This is a genomic window from Cupriavidus sp. 10L45 (assembly GCF_056395225.1).
The window spans coordinates 85,548-104,030 of sequence record NZ_JBFTJC010000006.1 but is presented as its reverse complement, the minus strand read 5'-3'; the positions used below and the strand labels follow the sequence as shown (position 1 = coordinate 104,030).

17 protein-coding genes are annotated in these 18,483 nt (G+C 68.0%); 3 read left to right on the top strand and 14 right to left on the bottom strand.

Annotated elements, in window-relative coordinates; genetic code table 11:
- Window positions 1–15: 15 nt before the first annotated feature.
- The 5 genes from AC1DFU_RS12675 to AC1DFU_RS12655 all read right to left on the bottom strand — a co-directional run bounded on the left by AC1DFU_RS12675 (window position 16) and on the right by AC1DFU_RS12655 (window position 5,053).
- Window positions 16–558, bottom strand: a complete 543-nt coding sequence (locus AC1DFU_RS12675) for a cytochrome b (protein ID WP_441593041.1) — start codon at window positions 556–558, stop codon at window positions 16–18.
- Window positions 555–1,646: a catalase family peroxidase gene (locus tag AC1DFU_RS12670; RefSeq protein WP_441593039.1), complete on the bottom strand. Its 1,092-nt coding sequence runs from the start codon at window positions 1,644–1,646 to the stop codon at window positions 555–557. Before AC1DFU_RS12670 ends, AC1DFU_RS12675 begins: the two co-directional genes overlap by 4 nt.
- Before the next feature lie 126 nt (window positions 1,647–1,772).
- The gene (locus tag AC1DFU_RS12665) at window positions 1,773–3,377 is read right to left on the bottom strand and encodes a DHA2 family efflux MFS transporter permease subunit (RefSeq protein WP_092300478.1); all 1,605 of its coding nucleotides are present in this window, start codon (window positions 3,375–3,377) and stop codon (window positions 1,773–1,775) included.
- Entirely contained in the window at window positions 3,377–4,483 is a 1,107-nt protein-coding gene (locus tag AC1DFU_RS12660) for an HlyD family secretion protein (protein ID WP_092300481.1), read from the bottom strand. Before AC1DFU_RS12660 ends, AC1DFU_RS12665 begins: the two co-directional genes overlap by 1 nt.
- An 81-nt stretch (window positions 4,484–4,564) precedes the next feature.
- Window positions 4,565–5,053 carry a winged helix-turn-helix transcriptional regulator gene (locus AC1DFU_RS12655; RefSeq protein ID WP_092300484.1) on the bottom strand — a complete coding sequence of 163 codons (489 nt, stop codon included), beginning with the start codon at window positions 5,051–5,053 and terminating at the stop codon, window positions 4,565–4,567.
- Window positions 5,054–5,171: 118 nt separating this feature from the next.
- Between AC1DFU_RS12655 and AC1DFU_RS12650 the strand changes: the two genes are divergently transcribed.
- The gene (locus tag AC1DFU_RS12650) at window positions 5,172–6,644 is read left to right on the top strand and encodes an efflux transporter outer membrane subunit (RefSeq protein WP_441593036.1); all 1,473 of its coding nucleotides are present in this window, start codon (window positions 5,172–5,174) and stop codon (window positions 6,642–6,644) included.
- Between the two features lie 22 nt (window positions 6,645–6,666).
- Here AC1DFU_RS12650 and AC1DFU_RS12645 read toward each other — a convergent pair whose 3' ends face one another.
- The 4 genes from AC1DFU_RS12645 to AC1DFU_RS12630 form a co-directional block, all read right to left on the bottom strand.
- Entirely contained in the window at window positions 6,667–8,400 is a 1,734-nt protein-coding gene (locus AC1DFU_RS12645; RefSeq protein ID WP_441593034.1) for a SulP family inorganic anion transporter, read from the bottom strand.
- Between the two features lie 82 nt (window positions 8,401–8,482).
- Window positions 8,483–9,394: a bestrophin family protein gene (locus AC1DFU_RS12640; protein WP_092300493.1), complete on the bottom strand. Its 912-nt coding sequence runs from the start codon at window positions 9,392–9,394 to the stop codon at window positions 8,483–8,485.
- A gap of 1 nt (window position 9,395) precedes the next feature.
- Window positions 9,396–10,610, bottom strand: a complete 1,215-nt coding sequence (locus AC1DFU_RS12635; RefSeq protein WP_441593032.1) for a cation:proton antiporter — start codon at window positions 10,608–10,610, stop codon at window positions 9,396–9,398.
- Between the two features lie 64 nt (window positions 10,611–10,674).
- Entirely contained in the window at window positions 10,675–11,112 is a 438-nt protein-coding gene (locus tag AC1DFU_RS12630; RefSeq protein WP_092300499.1) for a carboxymuconolactone decarboxylase family protein, read from the bottom strand.
- A gap of 241 nt (window positions 11,113–11,353) precedes the next feature.
- Between AC1DFU_RS12630 and AC1DFU_RS12625 the strand changes: the two genes are divergently transcribed.
- Window positions 11,354–12,766: a PepSY-associated TM helix domain-containing protein gene (locus tag AC1DFU_RS12625; RefSeq protein WP_441593030.1), complete on the top strand. Its 1,413-nt coding sequence runs from the start codon at window positions 11,354–11,356 to the stop codon at window positions 12,764–12,766.
- 58 nt (window positions 12,767–12,824) lie between these two features.
- Window positions 12,825–13,223: a hypothetical protein gene (locus tag AC1DFU_RS12620; RefSeq protein WP_441593028.1), complete on the top strand. Its 399-nt coding sequence runs from the start codon at window positions 12,825–12,827 to the stop codon at window positions 13,221–13,223.
- A gap of 9 nt (window positions 13,224–13,232) precedes the next feature.
- Here the strand turns inward: AC1DFU_RS12620 and AC1DFU_RS12615 are convergent, their stop codons facing one another.
- From AC1DFU_RS12615 to AC1DFU_RS12595, 5 genes are read right to left on the bottom strand one after another with little or no spacing between them, the layout of a single operon-like run.
- Entirely contained in the window at window positions 13,233–13,886 is a 654-nt protein-coding gene (locus tag AC1DFU_RS12615) for a methionine ABC transporter permease (RefSeq protein WP_092300508.1), read from the bottom strand.
- Window positions 13,867–15,009, bottom strand: a complete 1,143-nt coding sequence (locus tag AC1DFU_RS12610) for a methionine ABC transporter ATP-binding protein (RefSeq protein WP_092300511.1) — start codon at window positions 15,007–15,009, stop codon at window positions 13,867–13,869. Before AC1DFU_RS12610 ends, AC1DFU_RS12615 begins: the two co-directional genes overlap by 20 nt.
- A gap of 16 nt (window positions 15,010–15,025) precedes the next feature.
- Window positions 15,026–15,847, bottom strand: a complete 822-nt coding sequence (locus AC1DFU_RS12605) for a MetQ/NlpA family ABC transporter substrate-binding protein (protein ID WP_092300514.1) — start codon at window positions 15,845–15,847, stop codon at window positions 15,026–15,028.
- Window positions 15,848–15,868: 21 nt separating this feature from the next.
- The gene (locus tag AC1DFU_RS12600) at window positions 15,869–17,224 is read right to left on the bottom strand and encodes an LLM class flavin-dependent oxidoreductase (RefSeq protein WP_441593025.1); all 1,356 of its coding nucleotides are present in this window, start codon (window positions 17,222–17,224) and stop codon (window positions 15,869–15,871) included.
- Window positions 17,224–18,483, bottom strand: a complete 1,260-nt coding sequence (locus AC1DFU_RS12595) for an SfnB family sulfur acquisition oxidoreductase (RefSeq protein ID WP_441593023.1) — start codon at window positions 18,481–18,483, stop codon at window positions 17,224–17,226. Before AC1DFU_RS12595 ends, AC1DFU_RS12600 begins: the two co-directional genes overlap by 1 nt.

Genomic DNA, 18,483 nt, shown 5'->3' with positions numbered 1-18,483 from the left:
CGGCGGTGTCGCGCACTACCGTGCGGTGCCTGTCGTCATCGATGCCAGCACGCCGTCACGCCGGATCATGCCGTGGTACAGCGCGGCCGCGATGTGAAGCAAGAGGACGGCGAGCAGCAAGAACGCGCCTACAGTGTGTGTCTCCCGCAAGAACGCATAGAGATGAGCGCTGTGCGGCAAGATGGGCGGCAGTTGCACCGCGCCGGCCAGCACCACCGGATAGCCGCCCGCCGAGAGCATGCCCCATCCGATCAAGGGCATGGCGAGCATCAAGCCGTACAGCACCACATGCGATGTCTTGGCCGCCACGCGTTGCAGCCGGGGCATCGACTGCGGCAATACCGGCGGCCGGCTCAACAGCCGGTTGCAGACACGAATCAGCGCCAGCAACAGAATGCCGATGCCAATCGCCTTGTGCAGCGACAACAGCGCCAGATACCGCGAGGACACCGTCGCCACCATGCCAATCCCGATGAACAGCATCGCAAGGATGAGCACCGCCATCGCCCAGTGCAGGATGCGGGAAGGCAGCGAGAAATCACGGACACTGGATTTCATGATCGACCTCCTGCCTGGACTTCGGCTTCTGTGACGGCACTGGGTGGCTTGGCGGTGCGCTCGCGTTGCCGCAGCGTGAACGATTTCGCGTACGCAGCCGAGCGGGCGCTCGGGATTGCATCCGCCGACGTGCGCATGCCGGCGGGCAGCACGGTCGGATCGAAATTGATGTCAGCGCAGGTGCCGCGCTCTTCCGCCGTCAGGTGGTCGAGCGTCACGGTGCCCACCTCCACGCGCGTTCGGTCGTCGGGCCAGGGAACGTTGGGACTGACCGGATCGGTGGGGTGGCCAATGGTGACCACCATCTTCCACTGCAATGGCTGTTGGGCGGCATCGGCAATCAGGCCATCGAAGAGGTAGTTGGGATCGTTGTGCGATGGGGGACCGGCCGGCGCGAACGCTCGCACAGGAACGGCGGACCACCGCACCGGTATGGCGACGCCTGCCTTGTTGACGAACAGGAAGGTGTCGAGTCCGTTGTAGGTGTCGTTTGCAAAGCCAGAAGACACCGCACGCTTGCTCACGATGGCGATGGCTGACCCGAACTCTGGATGCGTCGCGGCGAACGCCTTCATCTTCTCGGGGTCTGGCTTGCCGGTCCGCTGATCGGGAACCGAAGCGATCATCTGATCGTAGAACGCCTGCACGTTGGCGAACGGGAAGACCGGAATGTCGATCATCGCGGTTCGCCATTCCTCTCCGCCCCGGGGGTTGAACTGCAGGGCGAGGCTGCGCACCAGGGTCGGCGCATCCGGGATGAAAGGCATGCCCCCCGCAAAGGCGAAGCGCCCGGTCACGGGCACGCGCCCCGGCGCCAGCACATCGGCCTTGCTGAACGCCGTGCCCGCGCCCGTGCTGTCGAACCATCCGGTTGCGCACAGCCCCTTGGCGTGGTTGCGCCGGAAGCCGATGTGCCTGCCGTTGACGGCCTCGAAGCCGTCAATCACCTTGCCCTGGGTCAATCTCCCGGGCGTCAGCCATCCGCCGGCATAGGCGAAACCGCCTGCAATGCAGAGGATGACTGCGCCGATGGTGCCCAGCCGGATTGCCACGGCGGCGGCGCCAAGCTTGCTGGAGTCTTCGTCCATATTCGGTCCTCGTTGTACCGGCCCCTAGGGCAGTGAAGACCAATACTTGTCGATACGCCAGTGGTGCCCGTTTGGCGCGGGCAACCTATTGTCCGATCTGCACACTGATGCGCGGGCAGGCGCCTCTTAATGCGCATCCGCCGACGGCGCCTTGGGGGCGGCCACCTTGCGCATCAGCGGCACCATCGCCGTGGCAATGGCGAAGCACACCAGAATCATCAGGTAGATGTCGCCAAAGGTCTGCGTCTGCGCCTCGCGCCAGGCCAGCCCCCATAGTTGCCGCAGTGCTGCCGTCTGCGCATCGAGGGCGTCGTGGCCGGCCGCCATGAACCGCTCGGCAACGCTCTGCAGCAGGTTGCCCATCGCCTCATTGCGGATGTTCAGATGCTCCGCCTCGCGCAGGAAGTGCATGTTTCCGCGATCGTTGAGCACCGTGGCGCACGCCGCAATGCCGATGGCGCCGCCGAGGTTTCGCATCAGGTTGAATAGCCCCGACGCCAGCTTGAGCCGTTCCGGCGGCAGGCTGCCGAGCGTCAGCGTGACCGTCGGCGCCACCGCAAACTGCTGCGCCATGCCACGCAGCGCCTGCGGCAGCAGCAGCTCTGCCGATCCCCAGTCGTGCGTGATGGGCGCGAAGTACCACATCGAGATGCCGAACATCGCCAGCCCGAACATCATCAGCCAGCGCAGGTCCACCCGGTTCGCCAGGAAGGCATAGAGCGGGATCGACGCCATCTGGAACACGCCCGTGGAGAACACCGCCAGTCCGATATCGAGCGCGCTGAAGCCGCGCACGCGCCCCAGGAACAGCGGCGTCAGGTAGATGGTGGCGAAGATGCCAATGCCTGTGACGAAGGAGAAGAAGCAGCCGAGTGCGAAGTTGCGCTCCTTGAGCGCGCGCAGGTCCACCACCGGATTCGCATAGGTCAGCGAGCGCCAGATGAAGGCCACGCCCGCCAGACCGGAGATCCAGGCCGTGGCCAGGATCACGTCATCGCCGAACCAATCCCAGCGCGGCCCTTCTTCCAGCGTGTATTCGAGGCAACCCAGGAACAACGCCATCAGCCCCATGCCGAGGTAGTCCGCCCCGCGCACCAGCGACCAGTTGGGCCGGTCGACCTTGACCAGCAGCGGCACCGCCACGGTGACGAAGATGCCCGGCACCAGGTTGATGAAGAACAGCCAGTGCCAGGAGAAATGATCGGTGATCCAGCCGCCAACCGTCGGTCCCAACGTCGGCGCCAGCGAGGCCAGCGCGCCGACCGTGGCGGCGGCGATCACGCGCTGCGGCCCGCTGAAAAACGCGAAGGCCGTGGTGAACACCATCGGGATCATCGAGCCGCCCAGGAAGCCCTGCAGCGCGCGGAACGCGATCATGCTCTGGATGTCCCACGCCATGCCGCACAGCAGGCTGGTCACGGTGAAGCCGGCTGCGGAGGCGGCGAACAGCCAGCGCGTCGACATCACGCGCGAGAGCCAGCCCGACAGCGGAATGACGATGATCTCGGCGATCAGGTAGCTGGTTTGCACCCAGACGGTCTCGTCGGTCCCGGCGGAGAGCGCGCCGCCGATATCGCGCAGCGACGCGGAGACGATCTGGATGTCCAGCAAGGCGATGAACATGCCCACGCACATCGTGCCGAAGGCAAACACCTTGGCGGCGGTGGACATCTCGCCCGGAGGCGTCTCCGCCACGGCGCGCGGCGGGCTGGTCAGGCTGGCGGCCGTCATCACTGCACCTGCTTCGGCGGCAGCGTATTGACCTGCGCGATGACCGAGAGGCCCGGGCGCAGCACGCCAAGCCGGGCATCCTGCTCATCCAGTTGCACCCGCACGGGCACGCGCTGGACGATCTTGGTGAAGTTGCCGGTGGCGTTCTCCGGCGGCAATACGCTGAACTGCGCGCCGGTGGCGGGCGCCAGGCTTACCACGTGGCCATGGAAGACGCGGCCGGGCACCACGTCGGCCTCGATCTCCACCGGCATGCCGGGGCGCATATGCGCGAGCTGCCCCTCCTTGAAATTGGCGTCGACCCACAGCCCGCCCGCCGGCACGATGGCCAGCAACTGGCTGCCGGCGCCGGCAAAAGCGCCCACGCGGGCGCGCCGGTTGCCCACGGTGCCATCCACGGGCGCGCGCAGTTCCGTATAGCTCAGGTTCAGTTTGGCGATGTCCCGCTCGGCAATCGCCTGCGCCAGCGCGGCCTGCGCCTGCTGCTTCTGCGTGCCGATCACATCCAGTTGGCGCTGCGCGGCGAGCAGCGACGCACGCGCGCGCTCGCCATTGGCCTGCGCCTGCTTGTAGTCCGAATCCGCCTTTTGGGAGCTTTGGATCGAGACCGCCGCCTTGGCCACCAGGCTGGCGTAGCGGGCCTGGTCGTCGCGGGCGCGCACGGTGTCGGCGTTGGTCGACGCAATGCCAGCCTTTGCCTGCCCGATCACCGCCTCCTGCAAGCGCGCCGTCGCATCGAGGTTGGCCAGCAGTGCCTGCTGGGCCGCCACGGCGCCCTCGGCCTTGGCCAGCGCGGCGCGATAGTCGCGGTCGTCGATGCGCACCAGCAGGTCACCGGCGCGGACGGACTGGTTGTCGGTCACCGCCACTTCCGCGATATAGCCGCCCACCTTGGCGCCAATCACTGTGACATCGCCGCCGACGTAGGCATCGTCGGTGCTTTCCACGAACCGGGCGGATGTCCACCAGTGGTAGCCGTAGCCCACCCCGGCCAGCCCGGCCGCTACCAACAGGCCAGTCGCCAGCAGCCGCTTGGCGCTGACCTTGGATTTCGTCGCGGGAATGGAGTCGGCTCCGACCCGTTCAGTCAGCGCATCGCTGCTCATGGCACTTCCTCTCTGCATGCGGGGATTGCCCGCTGCCTGCGCAGCGGTGTTGATAAAGGGGGATGGATTCAGGGGATCGGCTCAGGCCTCGGCCGAGCGCTCCAGCCGCTGGCGCAGGCGCTCGGTGGCGGCGGGGCCGGGCACGACGTGGAAATCGTGTCCGACGATGGGACGTCCGCTGGCGGCATCCACCAGCACCGGCTCGACGCGCTCGCCGGTCTGACGGTCCACCAGTTGCACGCTTTCGCCTTCGGGCGCGAGATGCCTGTTACCCCAGGCGAGCATCGCCAGCAGCACCTGGCGGAAGTCACGGCCGCGGTCCGTCAGGATGTATTCGAAGCGCGGCGGGCGCTCGCAGTATTGGCGGCGCTCCAGCATGCCCTCCTCCACCAGCGAGTTCAGGCGGCGGGTCAGCATGTTCGGGGCGATGTCCAGGTTCTGCTGGAACGCATCGAAGCGGGTGATGCCGTAGAACGCCTCGCGCAGGATCAGCACGCTCCAGCTGTCAGCGACCCGGGCAACCGTGCGGGCGATGGGGCACGGCGTCTCGCCAAGTGGCTTTTTCTGCATCTCCGGACTCCTTGAAATACACGTTGCTATCAATTTGAAAGTTAGTCTAGACTAGTCACTATCATCATGCAAGTTAGTTGATGCAATTCTCCCTAGTTGCTGTCGAAAGGTGTCCGCAATGCCGCTTCATTCGCCCCGCCCCACCCGCGCCGGTCTCCCGCGCCTTCTCTCTACCTTGATCGCCGCCGGCGTCGCCGCCACCCTCGCCGCCTGCGCAGCCGGCCCGGACTACCACGCGCCCGATGCGAATATGCCGGCGGCCTATCCGCATGCCGCGGCCCTGGCTGCCCGCGAAGCCACCCAGCCCGCACCGTCACTGGATAGCTGGTGGCTGGGCTTCGACGATCCCGCGCTCACGCGGGTCATCCAGCGCGCGCTGGAGCAGAACCTGGATCTGGCGGCGGCCATCGCCCGCGTGGATCAGGCCCGCGCCGCCGCGCGCCGGGCCGGTGCCGAATTGCTGCCGCAGGGGTCGTTCTCCGCCAGCGTCGGCAAGCAGCGCCAGTCTCTGGAAGGGCCGCAAGGCAGGCTGGGCAGAAACCTGCCGGGCTATGACCGCAACCAGACGCTGTACAGCACGGGCGTGGGGGCAAGCTGGGAGATCGATGTGGCCGGTGGCCTGCGCCGGGGCGCCGAGGCGGCCAGCGCAGAAGCCCAGGCCGCCGAAGCCGAGCATCTGGGCGTGCGCGTGCTGGTGGTGGCGGAAGCCGCCGATGCCTACTTCCGCGTGCGCGGCGCGCAGCAACGCATTGCCATTGCACAGGAACAGGTGCGCACCAATGCCAGGCTGCTGGAGCTGGTGCAACTGCGACTGGCCGATGGCATCGGCGCCGAGCGCGAACGGGCCCAGGCGGAAGCGCAGCTCGCGCAGACGCGCGTCACGCTCCCGCCGTTGCAGATCGAACTGGAGACCCAACTCAACCGCCTCGACGTGTTGATGGGCGCGCAGCCGGGCACCTACAGCGCCGAACTGACGACGCCCACCGAGCGTATGACCGTACCGCAGATCTCCGTGGCGCAAGGGCCGGCCAACCTGCTGCAACGCCGGCCGGACGTGATCGCGGCCGAACGCCGTTTGGCGGCATCGAACGCCCAGATCGGCGTTGCCACGGCGGAGTACTACCCAAAGGTGTCGATATCGGCCCTGCTCGGTTTCGAGAGCCTGACCGCCAGCAAGCTGTTCACCGCGTCGGCATTCCAGCCCGCCGCTATCGCCGGGCTGCGCTGGAGACTGTTCGATTTCGGCCGGGTGGACGCCGAAGTGGCACAGGCCAAGGGCGCCAACGCCGAGGCCCTGGCCAACTATCGCAAGTCCATGCTGCGCGCCACCGAGGACGTGGAGAACGCGATCATCGCGCTGACCCAGCTGGAGGTACAAAGCCGGGAACTGGCCGTGGAAGTGGCAGCCCACGCCCGCTCGCGCGGCGCCGCCGAGGAGGCCTACAAGGGCGGCGCGGTCAGCCTGTTCGAAGTCCTCGAAGAAGACCGCCTGCTATTGGCGGCGCGTGACCAGCAGGCCAGCGTGCGCGCCGACAACGCCCGCGCAGCCGTGGCGACGTTCCGCGCGCTGGGCGGCGGGTGGACGGAGTGAAAGCGCGGCCACGCTAGCCGCGTCAGCCCGGGCGCGCGGGGTCTGCCGGCAAATTCAGATAGTCATCCACTGCGCTGCCCACGGTGGGATGAAAGCGATCATTGCTGAAGACCTCGGTCAGTTCGAAGCGCCTGAGCTTGTCGCGGACCGGGTCCTTCATCTCGGCGAAATGCAGCGCGATGCCGTCCGCGCTCAGGGCGTGGCTCAGTTCGCGCAGCATGTCCGCCGAGGTGACGTCGACACTGGTGACCGGCTCGGCGGCCACCACCACGCGGCGCACCGGGGTGGGCGAGTCCGCCACCGCCTCGGTGAGCCGTTGCTGGAATTGCTCGGCATTGGCGAAGAACAGCGGCGCGTCCCAGCGAAACAGCACCAGCCCGTCGATGCGCGCCGCCTCGGGGTAGCGCTTCATGTCGTGATAGCCGCGCAGCCCGGGCACCCGGCCCAGCACCGCGAAGTGCGGCCGCCAGCCGTCCCACAGGAACTCGATCACGGCGACCACCACGGCGAGGCAGATGCCGGGAATCGCACCGAACACGGCCACGCCGGCAAAGCACAGCATCGACAGCCAGAACTCCCATTGCTGGATGCGAAAGATGCGCTGCAGGTCCTTGAACTCGAACAGCCCGATCGCTGCGGCGATGACCACGGCGGCCAGCGCGCTGGTGGGCAGGTAGCGCAGCAGGTTGGGCGCGAACATCAACAGCGCCGCCACGGCGATGGCGCCGACCACGCCGGTCAACTGCGTGCGTGCGCCGGCCGCCTCCGCCACCGGGGTGCGTGACGCGCTGCTGCTGATCGGAAAGCCCTGGAAAAAGCCCGCCGCCAGATTAGCGGCGCCGAGCGCCACCATCTCCTGATTCGGGTCCACGCGCATATGCGCGCGCGCCGCGAAGGTGCGCGACAGCACGCTGGTATCGGCAAACGCGATCAGCGCCACGGCGCAGCCGCCGAGCACGATCTTGACCAGATCCGCCTCGCTGAGCCACGGCACCGCAAACGCCGGCAGGCCCTGCGGAATTTCGCCGAGGATCTTCACGCCGCGGCTATCCAGATGGAACAAGGCGACCGCCAGCGTGGCCAGGATCACGGCGATCAGGATGCCGGGAACCCGCTCGAAGCGCTTGAGCAGCAGGATCACGACCAGGCTGGCCGCCCCCACCGCGAAGCTGTAGCCGTTGGTCTGGCCATCGGCAATCGCCCGGCCCAGCTCCCACAACTCGCGCAACGGCCCGGCATCCTCGATCTGGATGGCGAACAGTTTCGGCAGTTGGCTGACCAGCACGGTCAGCGCAATGCCATTCATATAGCCGTAGCGGATCGGCTTCGACAGCAGCTCGGTGATGAACCCAAGGCGCAGCAGCCCCAGCACGATGCAAAACAGGCCGGAAACGATGGCCATCAGGCTGGCTGTGGCGATGGCGCGCGCCGGATCGCCGGCGGAAGCGGTAATGACGACGGCCAGAATCGGCGCCGCCAGCGCGGAATCCGGCCCCAGCACCAGAATTCGGCTCGGGCCGAACAGCGCGTAGGCCAGCAAGGGGACGATCGTCGCGTACAGGCCATAGACGCCGGGCACGCCCGATGCCTCGGCATAGGCGATGCCCACCGGTACCAGCATCGTGGTCAGGACCAATCCGGCAGCGATGTCACGGGGTAGCCAGGCTGGCTGGTAGGTCGCCAGGGTTGCCAGTCCGGGCAACCAGCGCCGCCACGGGGAGGCAGGCGCGTCACGCGGTGCAGAGGCGTTGGCCATGGATGGGGTGGGCAGGCACGCCGCATGCAGCGCGATGCTTCAGCATAGGCCGGGAACGCCGCAAAGGGAAATGGCGCGAACGTCAGGTCTGGATGAAGTCCCGGTGGGCCGGCGCGGCGCTCTTGGGGGCTTCGCCGATCATCTCCAGCACCGTCGATTCGATCATGTAGGACATGGCGGTCAGCGCCAGATCATTGGGTTCCTCGCCGAACGGCTCCTCGATCTCGGCGCTGAGCGCCTCCAGCGCGAAGAAGGTGTAGGCGATAAAGCAGACGATCACCGGCGTCATCAGCCCGATCGAATCCAGCAGGCCGAACGGCAGCAGCATGCAGTACAGGTAGATGCACCGATGGATGATGACGGAGTAGGTGAACGGGATCGGCGTGCCGGCCAGCCGCTCGCAGCCGCCCAGCGCCGTGCTGAGCTGATTCAGCGACATTTCCATCGACTGGGCCAGCGGCGGCGCCAGTTGACCGGCACGGAGTCGCTCCCCCACCCATTCACCCGCCATCAGCAGCACGATGGCGGGTTTGAACTTCGCGGCCTTGAGGCGGGCCGCATCCGCCTCGTCGAGGAACGGCGCCACATCGGGCCAGGCCTCGCTGCCGCGCAACTGATGGCGCAGCGCGTGCACGAACGCGCAGAGCCGATAGGCCAGCTGGCGCGCGTCGCGCGGGTCGGCCCCGAGCGTCAGCGCCTGCCGCGTCAGCGAGCGCGCTTCATTGAGCACGCTGCCCCAGAGCGTGCGCCCTTCCCAGAAGCGCGCGTAGCTGGTGCTGTTGCGAAAACCGAGGAAGATGGCCAGCGTCAGGCCGATCAGCGAGAACGGCACGAAGTTCAGCGACACCTTCCAGTCGCCAATCCGGCCGTGGAAGGTGGTGATCAGCGCGGCAAACAGCGTGATGGTGACGAGCTGCGGGGCGATCTTGGGCAGCACCGAGCCCCGCAGGACAAACAGCATCCGGAACCAGTGCAGCGGCGGGCGGGTAATCATGTCAGGGGGCCTCGCGCAGCCGCAGCGCCGCCAGTGCCAGCGGCTTGGCGACGACGGTCGTGGCGAGGGCCATCAGCAGCAGCCCCGAGAACGCCGCCGCGCTGATCAGGCGGTTCTCGAGCAGGATGGCCAGCACCACCACCTCCATCAGCCCCTTGGTCTGGGCCAGCGCGCCCAGCGTCCAGGCATCGCGCCGCCCCAGGCCGGCCATCCGCGCCGGCAGCGCCGTACCCGCCATCTTGCCCACCACGGCCACGACGGTGGCCACGGCAAACACCACGAGGGCGTCGCCGCCGGCCGTGGTCAGGTCCGTGCGCAGGCCAGTCATCAGGAAGAAGAACGGCATCAGCACCACCACCGTGGTCGGCTCCAGCTGCCGGCCGATATCGGCCGCCGCGCCCCGCGGCAGCACCACGCCGGCCAGGAATCCGCCCAGGATGTAGTGCAAGCCGATCAACTCCGACGCGCAGGCCGAGCCGAAGATCAGCACCACCACCGCCGCCAGCCGGGCATCCGTCCCGCGCAGGCGCGGCAGGGCTGCCGCCAGCAACGGCCGAACGATCAGGAACATGGCGGCGACGTAGGCAGCTCCCGTCAGCACGAGCCGCAGCGGCGCGTGGGCGGCCTGCCCGGTACTGGCGAGAATGCACGAAAGCACGATCCAGATGGCGGCATCGCTGACCGCCGCGCAGGCCACCGCGAGCCGGCCGGCCGTGGAATCGCTCAAGCCCATTTCCCGCAGGATGGCGCCGAGCACTGGCAGCGCGGTCACGGCCATCGACACCCCCACGGCAATCGCGAATTGCCAGGGCGTGGCGGCCTCCCCAAGCAGCCCGGGCCGATAGTGGCCGAGCCCCAGCCCGGCGCCCACGCCCAGCACAAACGGCACCAGCACGCAGCCCAGCGCGGCGCTAATGGCGATCTTCCGCAGGCCGCGCGCCTCGCCCCCGCCAATGTGCAGGCCGGACAGGAAGCCGAACAGCACCACGGCCAGCCATTGCAGGCCGGTCAGCGCGGTCAGCCGGGTGGCGCCGAACAGCGCCTGCCAGCTATCCGGCCAGAAGGCCCCGAGCAGCGACGGCCCCAGCAGAATGCCGCCCACGATCTGCATGACCACGAGCGGCACGATGCCACCCATGCGCAAGCCGCGCCACAGCAGCAGCGGTGTGCCGACGACCAGACAGGCCTGGGCGAAGAAAATCGAGGTGGGATTCATGGTCTGAGCGATGGTTGGCGCGATGCAGCGGCGATGATACCTCGCCCGCACCGCGCCTCATCGCTCAGGCCGGCGTCTTGCGGAAGGCAATCGCGAAGCGGTTCCAGGTATTGATCGCGGAGATCAGCAGCGTCAGGTCGACCAGTTCGGCATCCGAGAAATGGGGCCGCACGGCTTCCCAGACAGCGTCCGGCACGTGATCCTGCGAGACCAGCGTCACCGCCTCGGTCCAGGCCAGCGCGGCCTGCTCGCGCGCCGTGAAGAACGGGGTTTCGCGCCAGACCTGCAGCGTGGCCAGCCGGCGGTCGTCCTCGCCGCCTTTCCGGGCGTCGGCGGTGTGCATGTCGATGCAGTAGGCACATCCATTGATCTGCGAGGCGCGCAGGCGTACGAGTTCGACGAGCGACTTTTCCAGTTCGTTCTTGGCAATGCGATCTTCCAGCCCGAGGACGGCCTTGATGGCGGCGGGACTGGCCTTGTAGAAGTCGAGACGGTGTTGCATGGCTTGCTCCGGTAGTGGATGTAGTCGATTGCGGCGGCAGCGTCGTCGCGGCCTTGGATCCAAGCTTAGGAGCCGGAGTGGTATTTCCCAATTACCAATTTCCGGCATTTTCAGGTAGCCACCCGGCGTGGCGGGTTCACGTGATACAGGCATGATCGATCACACGCGCCAGCGGCATTAGGTCGCAGCCGCAACCGTCACCCGGAAGGTATCCTTGGCGCACGTTCTTTTCGCACGCCTCATGCCCCAAATCGCTCCCCGGCCCGCCGCCCTCGCCAGCGCGGACGCCTCGTACCGCATGCTCTGGCGCTGGCATTTCTACGCCGGCCTGTTCGTGATGCCGTTCCTGATCGTGCTGGCCGTGACCGGCACGCTCTACTGCTTCCAGCCGCAGATCGAGCCCCTGCTCTACCCGCAGTTGCTGAAGGTCGAGCCGTCCGGCGAGCGGCTATCTGCCCAGCGCCTGCTGGACCGCGCACGGGAGGCCGCGCCCACCGGGGCGACAGTCACCACCTACACGCTCAATACCGATCCCCGGGCGAGCGCCGAATTCGTCTTCCGCCTGCCTGCGGGCGGCAGCGACAGCGTCTTCCTGAACCCCTACACCGGCACCTACCTCGGCAGCCTGAGCGTGGAAGACCGCTTCATGAAGCAGGTGCGCATGATCCACCGCGCCCTGCTCGTCGGCAAGCCGGGCGAGTTGCTGATGGAACTGGCGGCATGCTGGGTGCTGGTGATGATCGCCACGGGCCTGGCGATGTGGTGGCCGCGCCTGCGCCAGCGCGGCGCGCGCGCCTTTGTGCCCGGCCCCGCCACGGGATCGCGCGGCGGATGGAAGGAAATCCATCTCGTGCTCGGCGCATGGCTGGCCGTGGGCGCCTTGGCGTTCATCCTGTCCGGTTTGCCGTGGACGGGTTCGTGGGGCAAGCAGTTCAAGGCGCTCGCCACGGCCGCGAATCTCGGCCGTCCGGCCGATGGTCAGGGCGACATGCACGCGCATGCCGCGCCCCCGGCCGCCGGCGCCGATCACGCCAAGCATCACCACACGATGGAATCGCTGCCGCTGGCAGACATGCCATGGGCCGTCGGCCTGACCGCCGTGCCCAGCGTAGCCCCGGCGCAGACCGCGCCGCTGACACTGGATCAGGTCGTGGCCGTGGTGGCCGCCCAAGGCATCACCACCGGCTGCCAGGTGGTCTTCCCGAAGGCGCCCGGCGGCGTCTATACCGCGTCCTGCTTCCCTGCCGATCCGAGCGGCGAGCGCACGCTCCATATCGATCCCGCCAACGGGCGAGTCGTCAAGGATCTCCGCTTCGCCGACTACGGGCCCGTGGCGCAGGCCATCTCGTACGGCACCTCCCTGCATATGGGCCGCTACTTCGGGCTGGCCAACCAGCTTATCTGCGCGGCGATTTCGTTGGGCCTGATGGCGATGGCCATCACGGGTCTGGTGATGTGGATCCAGCGCAAGCCGGCGCGCAAGCTCGGCGCACCGAGCCATCCCGCCGCATTGCCGCCGATGCGCGCCTGGGCCATCGGGCTGGGCCTGCTCGGCGCCGTGTTCCCGATGATGGGCGTCACGCTGCTCGCGGTCTGGCTGCTCGACCGCCGCATCGCTGGGGCGGGCGGTGTGCGGACTGCGCCGACGGTGTGACACGCCTTGCCGGGGAATTGGGGGTAAGATCGCCCCACTCCCCAGCCTTGCCTCCACCGTGGAAGACTTTCCTTACCTTGATTTCGACGCCTTGCAGCAACTGGCGCAGCGCACCGACCACGTCACCACCGACTGCACCTGCGCCGCCGACGCGCTACGCGGCTGGGCCAGCCTGCCAATTTCGTTTCCCGACGCACAACTGAAGAAGATCGGCACGCTGGTTGCCAGCGCCTATGAGGAAGCGACGTTCCAGGAGTACGACCCCGACAGCGTCGGCTTCTGGTCGCCCGAGGCCCCGGTGGCGCCGCTGTACTACCCGGCCAACCGCTGCGATGTCTGGGCCTGCACGGTCTGCGACCGCGCGTTCCTGCGCTATGTGGAAGGCGGCGGCTACTTTGTCGATCCCCGCATCCGCCGGCTCACGGGCCGCGTGCTGGTCGATGCCCGCCTGGGTTGAATCGCCCGACTAGCGCAGGCGCAAGCGCCTGACCCACCGGTCGCCGGCTGCCTGTACGCCGGTGACCAGCGCAATCAGCACCACAATCACCACGACCATCACCACCGTATCGAAGCGCTGGTAGCCGTAGCGGATCGCCAGGTCGCCCAGCCCGCCCGCACCGACCGCGCCGGCAATCGCGGACGCCCCGATCAGCGAGACCACGGTGATCGTGAACCCGCCGACGATGCCCGGCAACGCTTCCGGCAGCAGCACATGCCAGACGATATGGCGGCGCTGGCATCCCATCGCCTGGGCCGCCTCGATCAAGCCATGGTCCACTTCGCGCAGGCTCACCTCGGCAATCCGCGCGAAGAACGGTGTGGCGCTGATCGCGAGCGGCACCACGGCCGCCCAGACGCCAATCGTCACCCCTACCACCAGCCGCGTGAACGGCAGCAACGCCACCAGCAACACGATGAATGGCGTAGCGCGGAAGCCGTTGACCAGGGTGCCAGCCAGCCGATGGAAGCGCGGCGCGGGACGCATGCCGCCCGGCGCAGTCACCACCAGCAGCACGGCGAGCGGCAGCCCGGCCAGCGCGGCGATCAGCGCGGAGGCGCCGACCATCGTCAGCGTATCGAGGAAAGCGGCCCAGAGGCGGTCAATGAGTATCGGAGACATAACCTAGCGTGGTGACGTGATGGGCGATAGCCCCGGCCGACGCCACCGCAGCCTCCAGCGCGGCGTGGGCGGGGATGGAGAGCAGCAGCGCGCCTTGCGTGTGCCCCTGAATCCGGTCGAGACTGCCATGCAGCAGCCGCACGCCGGCGCCGAACGCGGCGGCCACGCGCGACAGATCCGGCACCTCGCCGCCGGCATAGCGCAGTTCGACCACTCGATGCCAGTCCCCCGCGCCCTCCGGCTGCGCATGCAGGCGCTGCGCGATGTCCTCGGGCACGCGCGTGGCCAGCGGCGCCAGCAGCGCCCGCGTGGCATCGTGCTGCGGATTCCCGAAGACCTGCCACACCGGCCCGGTCTCGGCGATGGCCCCGCGTTCCAGCACCAGCACGCTGTCGCAGATCGCCCGAATCACGCGCATTTCGTGGGTAATCAGCACGATGGTGATGCCAAGCCGCGCGTTGATGTCGCGCAGCAGGGCCAGGATCGACTGCGTGGTCTCCGGGTCCAGCGCGGAGGTGGCCTCGTCGCAAAGCAGGATGTCGGGGCGATGGACCAGCGCGCGCGCAATGCCCACACGCTGCTTCTGTCCGCCCGACAGCCGGCCGGGGTACGCATCCGCCTTGCCGTCGAGGCCGACCAGCGCCAGCAGCGACGCCACGCGCTCCGCGATCTCCGCCCGGGGCACGCCAGCCACCTTGAGCGGCAGCGCCACGTTTTCGGCCACGGTCTTGGCGGACAGTAGGTTGAAGTGCTGGAAGATCATGCCGATCCGCCGGCGCAACGTCACCAGCTCGCCCGTCCCCAGCGTCGCCACGTCCACGCCGCCCACGGTGACCCGGCCTGCGCTCGGCGTCTCCAGCCCGTTGATGGTGCGCAGCAGGCTCGACTTCCCCGCGCCGCTGCGACCGATGATCCCGAAGATGCCGCCAGCGGGAATCTCAAGGTCAATCTCGCGCAGCGCCTCCACCGGCCCGCTCGCCGCGTGATAAGTCTTGCCCACGCCCTCGAATCGGATCGAACCCGCATTGGGCGCGGTTGTGCCTTCCGCGCGTGCCACCGGCGGCGCGCTACGCGAAGCAGTCTGGAGAAGTCCCCTGCGGAACAACGGAAAGGTGGCGGCCATCTGCACGAGTCTCCAGTCAGGGCTTCAGCCAGGGCAGGCTGTAGAGCTTGTCGTTGTTCGCGAACGAGGTGCTGAGCTGCTTGCGCACCGCCGGCGACTCCTGGTAGATCTTCACGAAGCGCGCCACGCGGGCATCGCTGGCATTGTTCTCCCGCGTCACGAAGCGGATGGCGAAGTAGGTGTCGTCGATGCCCGAGTAGAGCAGTCCGGAGCCCGCCACCTGCGGCTTGCCGGCGTTGACGAAGTGCGCCGGGTAGCCCTGCGCGAGGTCCACGTCATCGAGCGCGCGCACGAGCTGCGGCCCCTCCACTTCCACGAACTTGAGCTTCTTGGGGTTGTCCACGATGTCGTTGACGCTGCCCTTCGCGCCCACGCCATCGCGCAGCTTGATCAGCCCCGCCTTCTGCAACAGCAGCAGGCCGCGCCCCTGATTCACCGGATCGTTCGCCACGCCCACGCGCGCGCCGTCCTTGAGGTCGCCGAAGCGCTTGATGTGGGTGGAATACAGGCCGATGTTGGGCAGCACCCCAAGCGCCACGCTGCGGAACTTGTAGCCGCGCTCCTTCACGGCGTTGTCCAGAAACGCCTGATGCTGGAAGTAGTTGATGTCGAGGTCCCCGGCAGCCAGCGCCACGTTCGGCGTGGTCCAGTCGGTGAACTCGATCACCTTGACGTCGAGACCCTGCTTGCGGGCCTCGGTGGCGGCCACCTCGACCGAGTCGGCCAGCGAGCCCGGCGTGACGCCAATGGTGAGCGGCGCGGCGTGCGCGGCTGAAGAGGCGGAAGCGACGATCGCCAGCGAAGCAAACAGGGGAAGCAGCAGTGAGGATTTCAGCATGGTGATGGGCAGGATGAAGAATCAAAGGCGGCGGAACTGCGCGGCCGCGTGGCGATCTGGCAGGCGGTCGCCGTCGCCGAACAGCTTGTGGCGCAGCGACCCCTCGGCATAGGCCGTCTTGTAGCGGCCCCGGTTCTGTAGCTCGGGAACGATCAGGTCGACGAAGTGCGTGTAGCTCTCCGGCACCACGGTGCGGCTCAGGTTGAAGCCGTCGATGCCGGTCTCGTCGATCCAGGACTCGAGTTCGTCGGCCACCTGTGCGGGGTCGCCAACGATGGCGGGATAGCGTCCGCCCAGCTCGAACAGATCCAGCAGCTTGCGGCGCGTCCAGCCATGCTGGGCGGCGGTGCGCTGCGCGGACTCGATGGCGTTGCCGCCGCCATAGTCCACCGGCTCATCGAGGCCATAGCGCGCGAAGTCCACGCCCGTGCTGGCGGCGAAATGCGCAAGCCCGGCTTCGCGGCTCGCGTAGTCGCGGTACTCGGCGTGGAGCGCGCGCGCCTCCGCTTCGGTGCGGCCCGTGACCACGGCAGCGCCGGCAAAGACCTTGACGTCATCCGGGCGCCGGCCCGCCGCCACCAACTGCTCGCGCAGTGCGCTGACGGTCTTGCGTGCCGCCTCCTTGCTCGGCGGCGAGATAAACACGCATTCCGCATGGCGCGCCGCGAACTGCTGCCCGCGCCCCGAACTGCCGGCCTGGAATAGCACCGGGGTGCGCTGCGCGGAGGGTTCCGCCAGGTGGTAGCCCTCCACGTCGTAGTAGCGGCCGTGATGGACCACCTTGTGCACCCGGGCCGGATCGGCGAATGTGCGCGAGGCCTTGTCGCGCAGCACGGCGCCCTCCTCCCAGCTGCCCTCCCAGAGCTTGTAGAGCACCTCCAGATACTCGTCGGCGCGGTCGTAGCGCTCGTCATGCGGGAACTGCCCGTCGAGGCCCATGGCGCGCGCCGCGCTGTCCAGATAACCGGTGACGATGTTCCAGCCGACACGGCCACGCGTCAGGTGATCGAGCGTGGAGAAGCGCCGCGCCAGCAGGTACGGTGCGTCGTAGGTCAGGTTGACGGTTACGCCGAAGCCGAGGTGGCGCGTGGCGGCGGCCATGGCCGGTACCAGCAGCAGCGGATCGTTGACCGGCAGCTGGATCGACTCACGCAGCGTGACATCGACATTGCCGCGATAGAGGTCGTAGACACCGACGATATCGGCGATAAACAGCCCATCGAACAACCCGCGCTCCAGCGTGCGCGCCTGCCCCACCCAGTATTCGAGCGTGTTGTATTCCGTGGAGCGGTCGCGCGGGTGGGTCCACAGGCCGTGATTGATGTGCCCGACGCAGTTCATGTTGAACGCGTTGAGCAGGATCTGCTTGCGCGCCATCAGAGGGCTCCGTGCCGCGTCGGCAGGCGGTCGTTGAGGTAGTAGTTGCCGATGGCGTGATACTTCCATCGCACCGGATCGTGGAGGGTATGGGTGCGCGCGTTGCGCCAGAAGCGGTCTAGCCCTTGCCCGTCGAGCGTCGATGCCGTGCCGCCCAGTTCGAACAGCCGGGTGCCGGCCAGCAGCGAGGCGGTGGTTGTGGCCGCGCGCGCTTCCGCCACGGCGATGGATGCCGCCGCTACGGTCTGGGCGTCGGGGCTGCGCTGCGCCGCATCGACGATGCGCCCGGCCCGCCGCACCAGCGCCTCGGCGGCGCGGAGCCTGACCTTGACGTCACCGACCTGATGGATCGTCAGCGGATCCTCGCTGGCATGTGCGACCTTCGCATCCACCCAGGGCCGCGCATGATCGCGGATGAACGGCAACGTGGCGGCGAACGCGCCGTGCCCAATGCCAAGGTCAATGGCCGCATGCATCAGCTGCGCCACGGGACCGATGGTGGTCGGCGTCTCGAACGACGCCTGGAACGGCAGCACCCAGTCCGCCTCGACGCGCACGTTGTCGAAGGTCACCGATCCGCTACCCGTGACGCGCTGGCCAAAGCCATCCCAGTCGTCGACGATGGTGATGCCGGCTGCATCGCGCGGCACGATAGCGATGTAAGTGACCTCGCGCCCATCCTCCTGCGCCACGGCCAGCGTGGGAATCTGGTGCGCGAAGACCGCACCCGTGCAATAGAACTTGTTGCCGATCAGCCGGAAGCCGTCGCCATCCGGCACCAGCCGCGTGCGGCGCTTGAAGTCCTTGTGACCGATCTCGGCCAGCGCATTGCCGAAGCGCTCACCGGCCAGCGCCCGGGCGTAGAACGCCGCTCGCTGCGCCGCCGTGCCGCCCACGCGCAGCACTTCGAGCGCGTAGTAGTGGTTCTGCGGGATCTGGCCCAGCGAGCCATCGGCAGCAGCGAGCGTTGCGATCACTTCGGCCAGCGTGCCGTTGGACACGCCGGCGCCGCCGTGCTCGCGCGGCACAGTGATGCCCAGCAGGCCGCTGGCGCTCAGCGCGTCGAGTTCTTCCCACGGCAGTCGGCGCTCGCGGTCACGCAGCGCGGCGTCGGGGGCAAAGCGTTCCGCCAGCAGTTGCGCGGCGGCGATGGCTTCGGCGTCATCGGCAATCCGATGGGCGCGCGGCGGCGGCGCGGCCGGTGCGGGACGGCTGTCCCGATGATCGGCAGCAGGTGGAGGCGTAAACAGCAAGGTCAT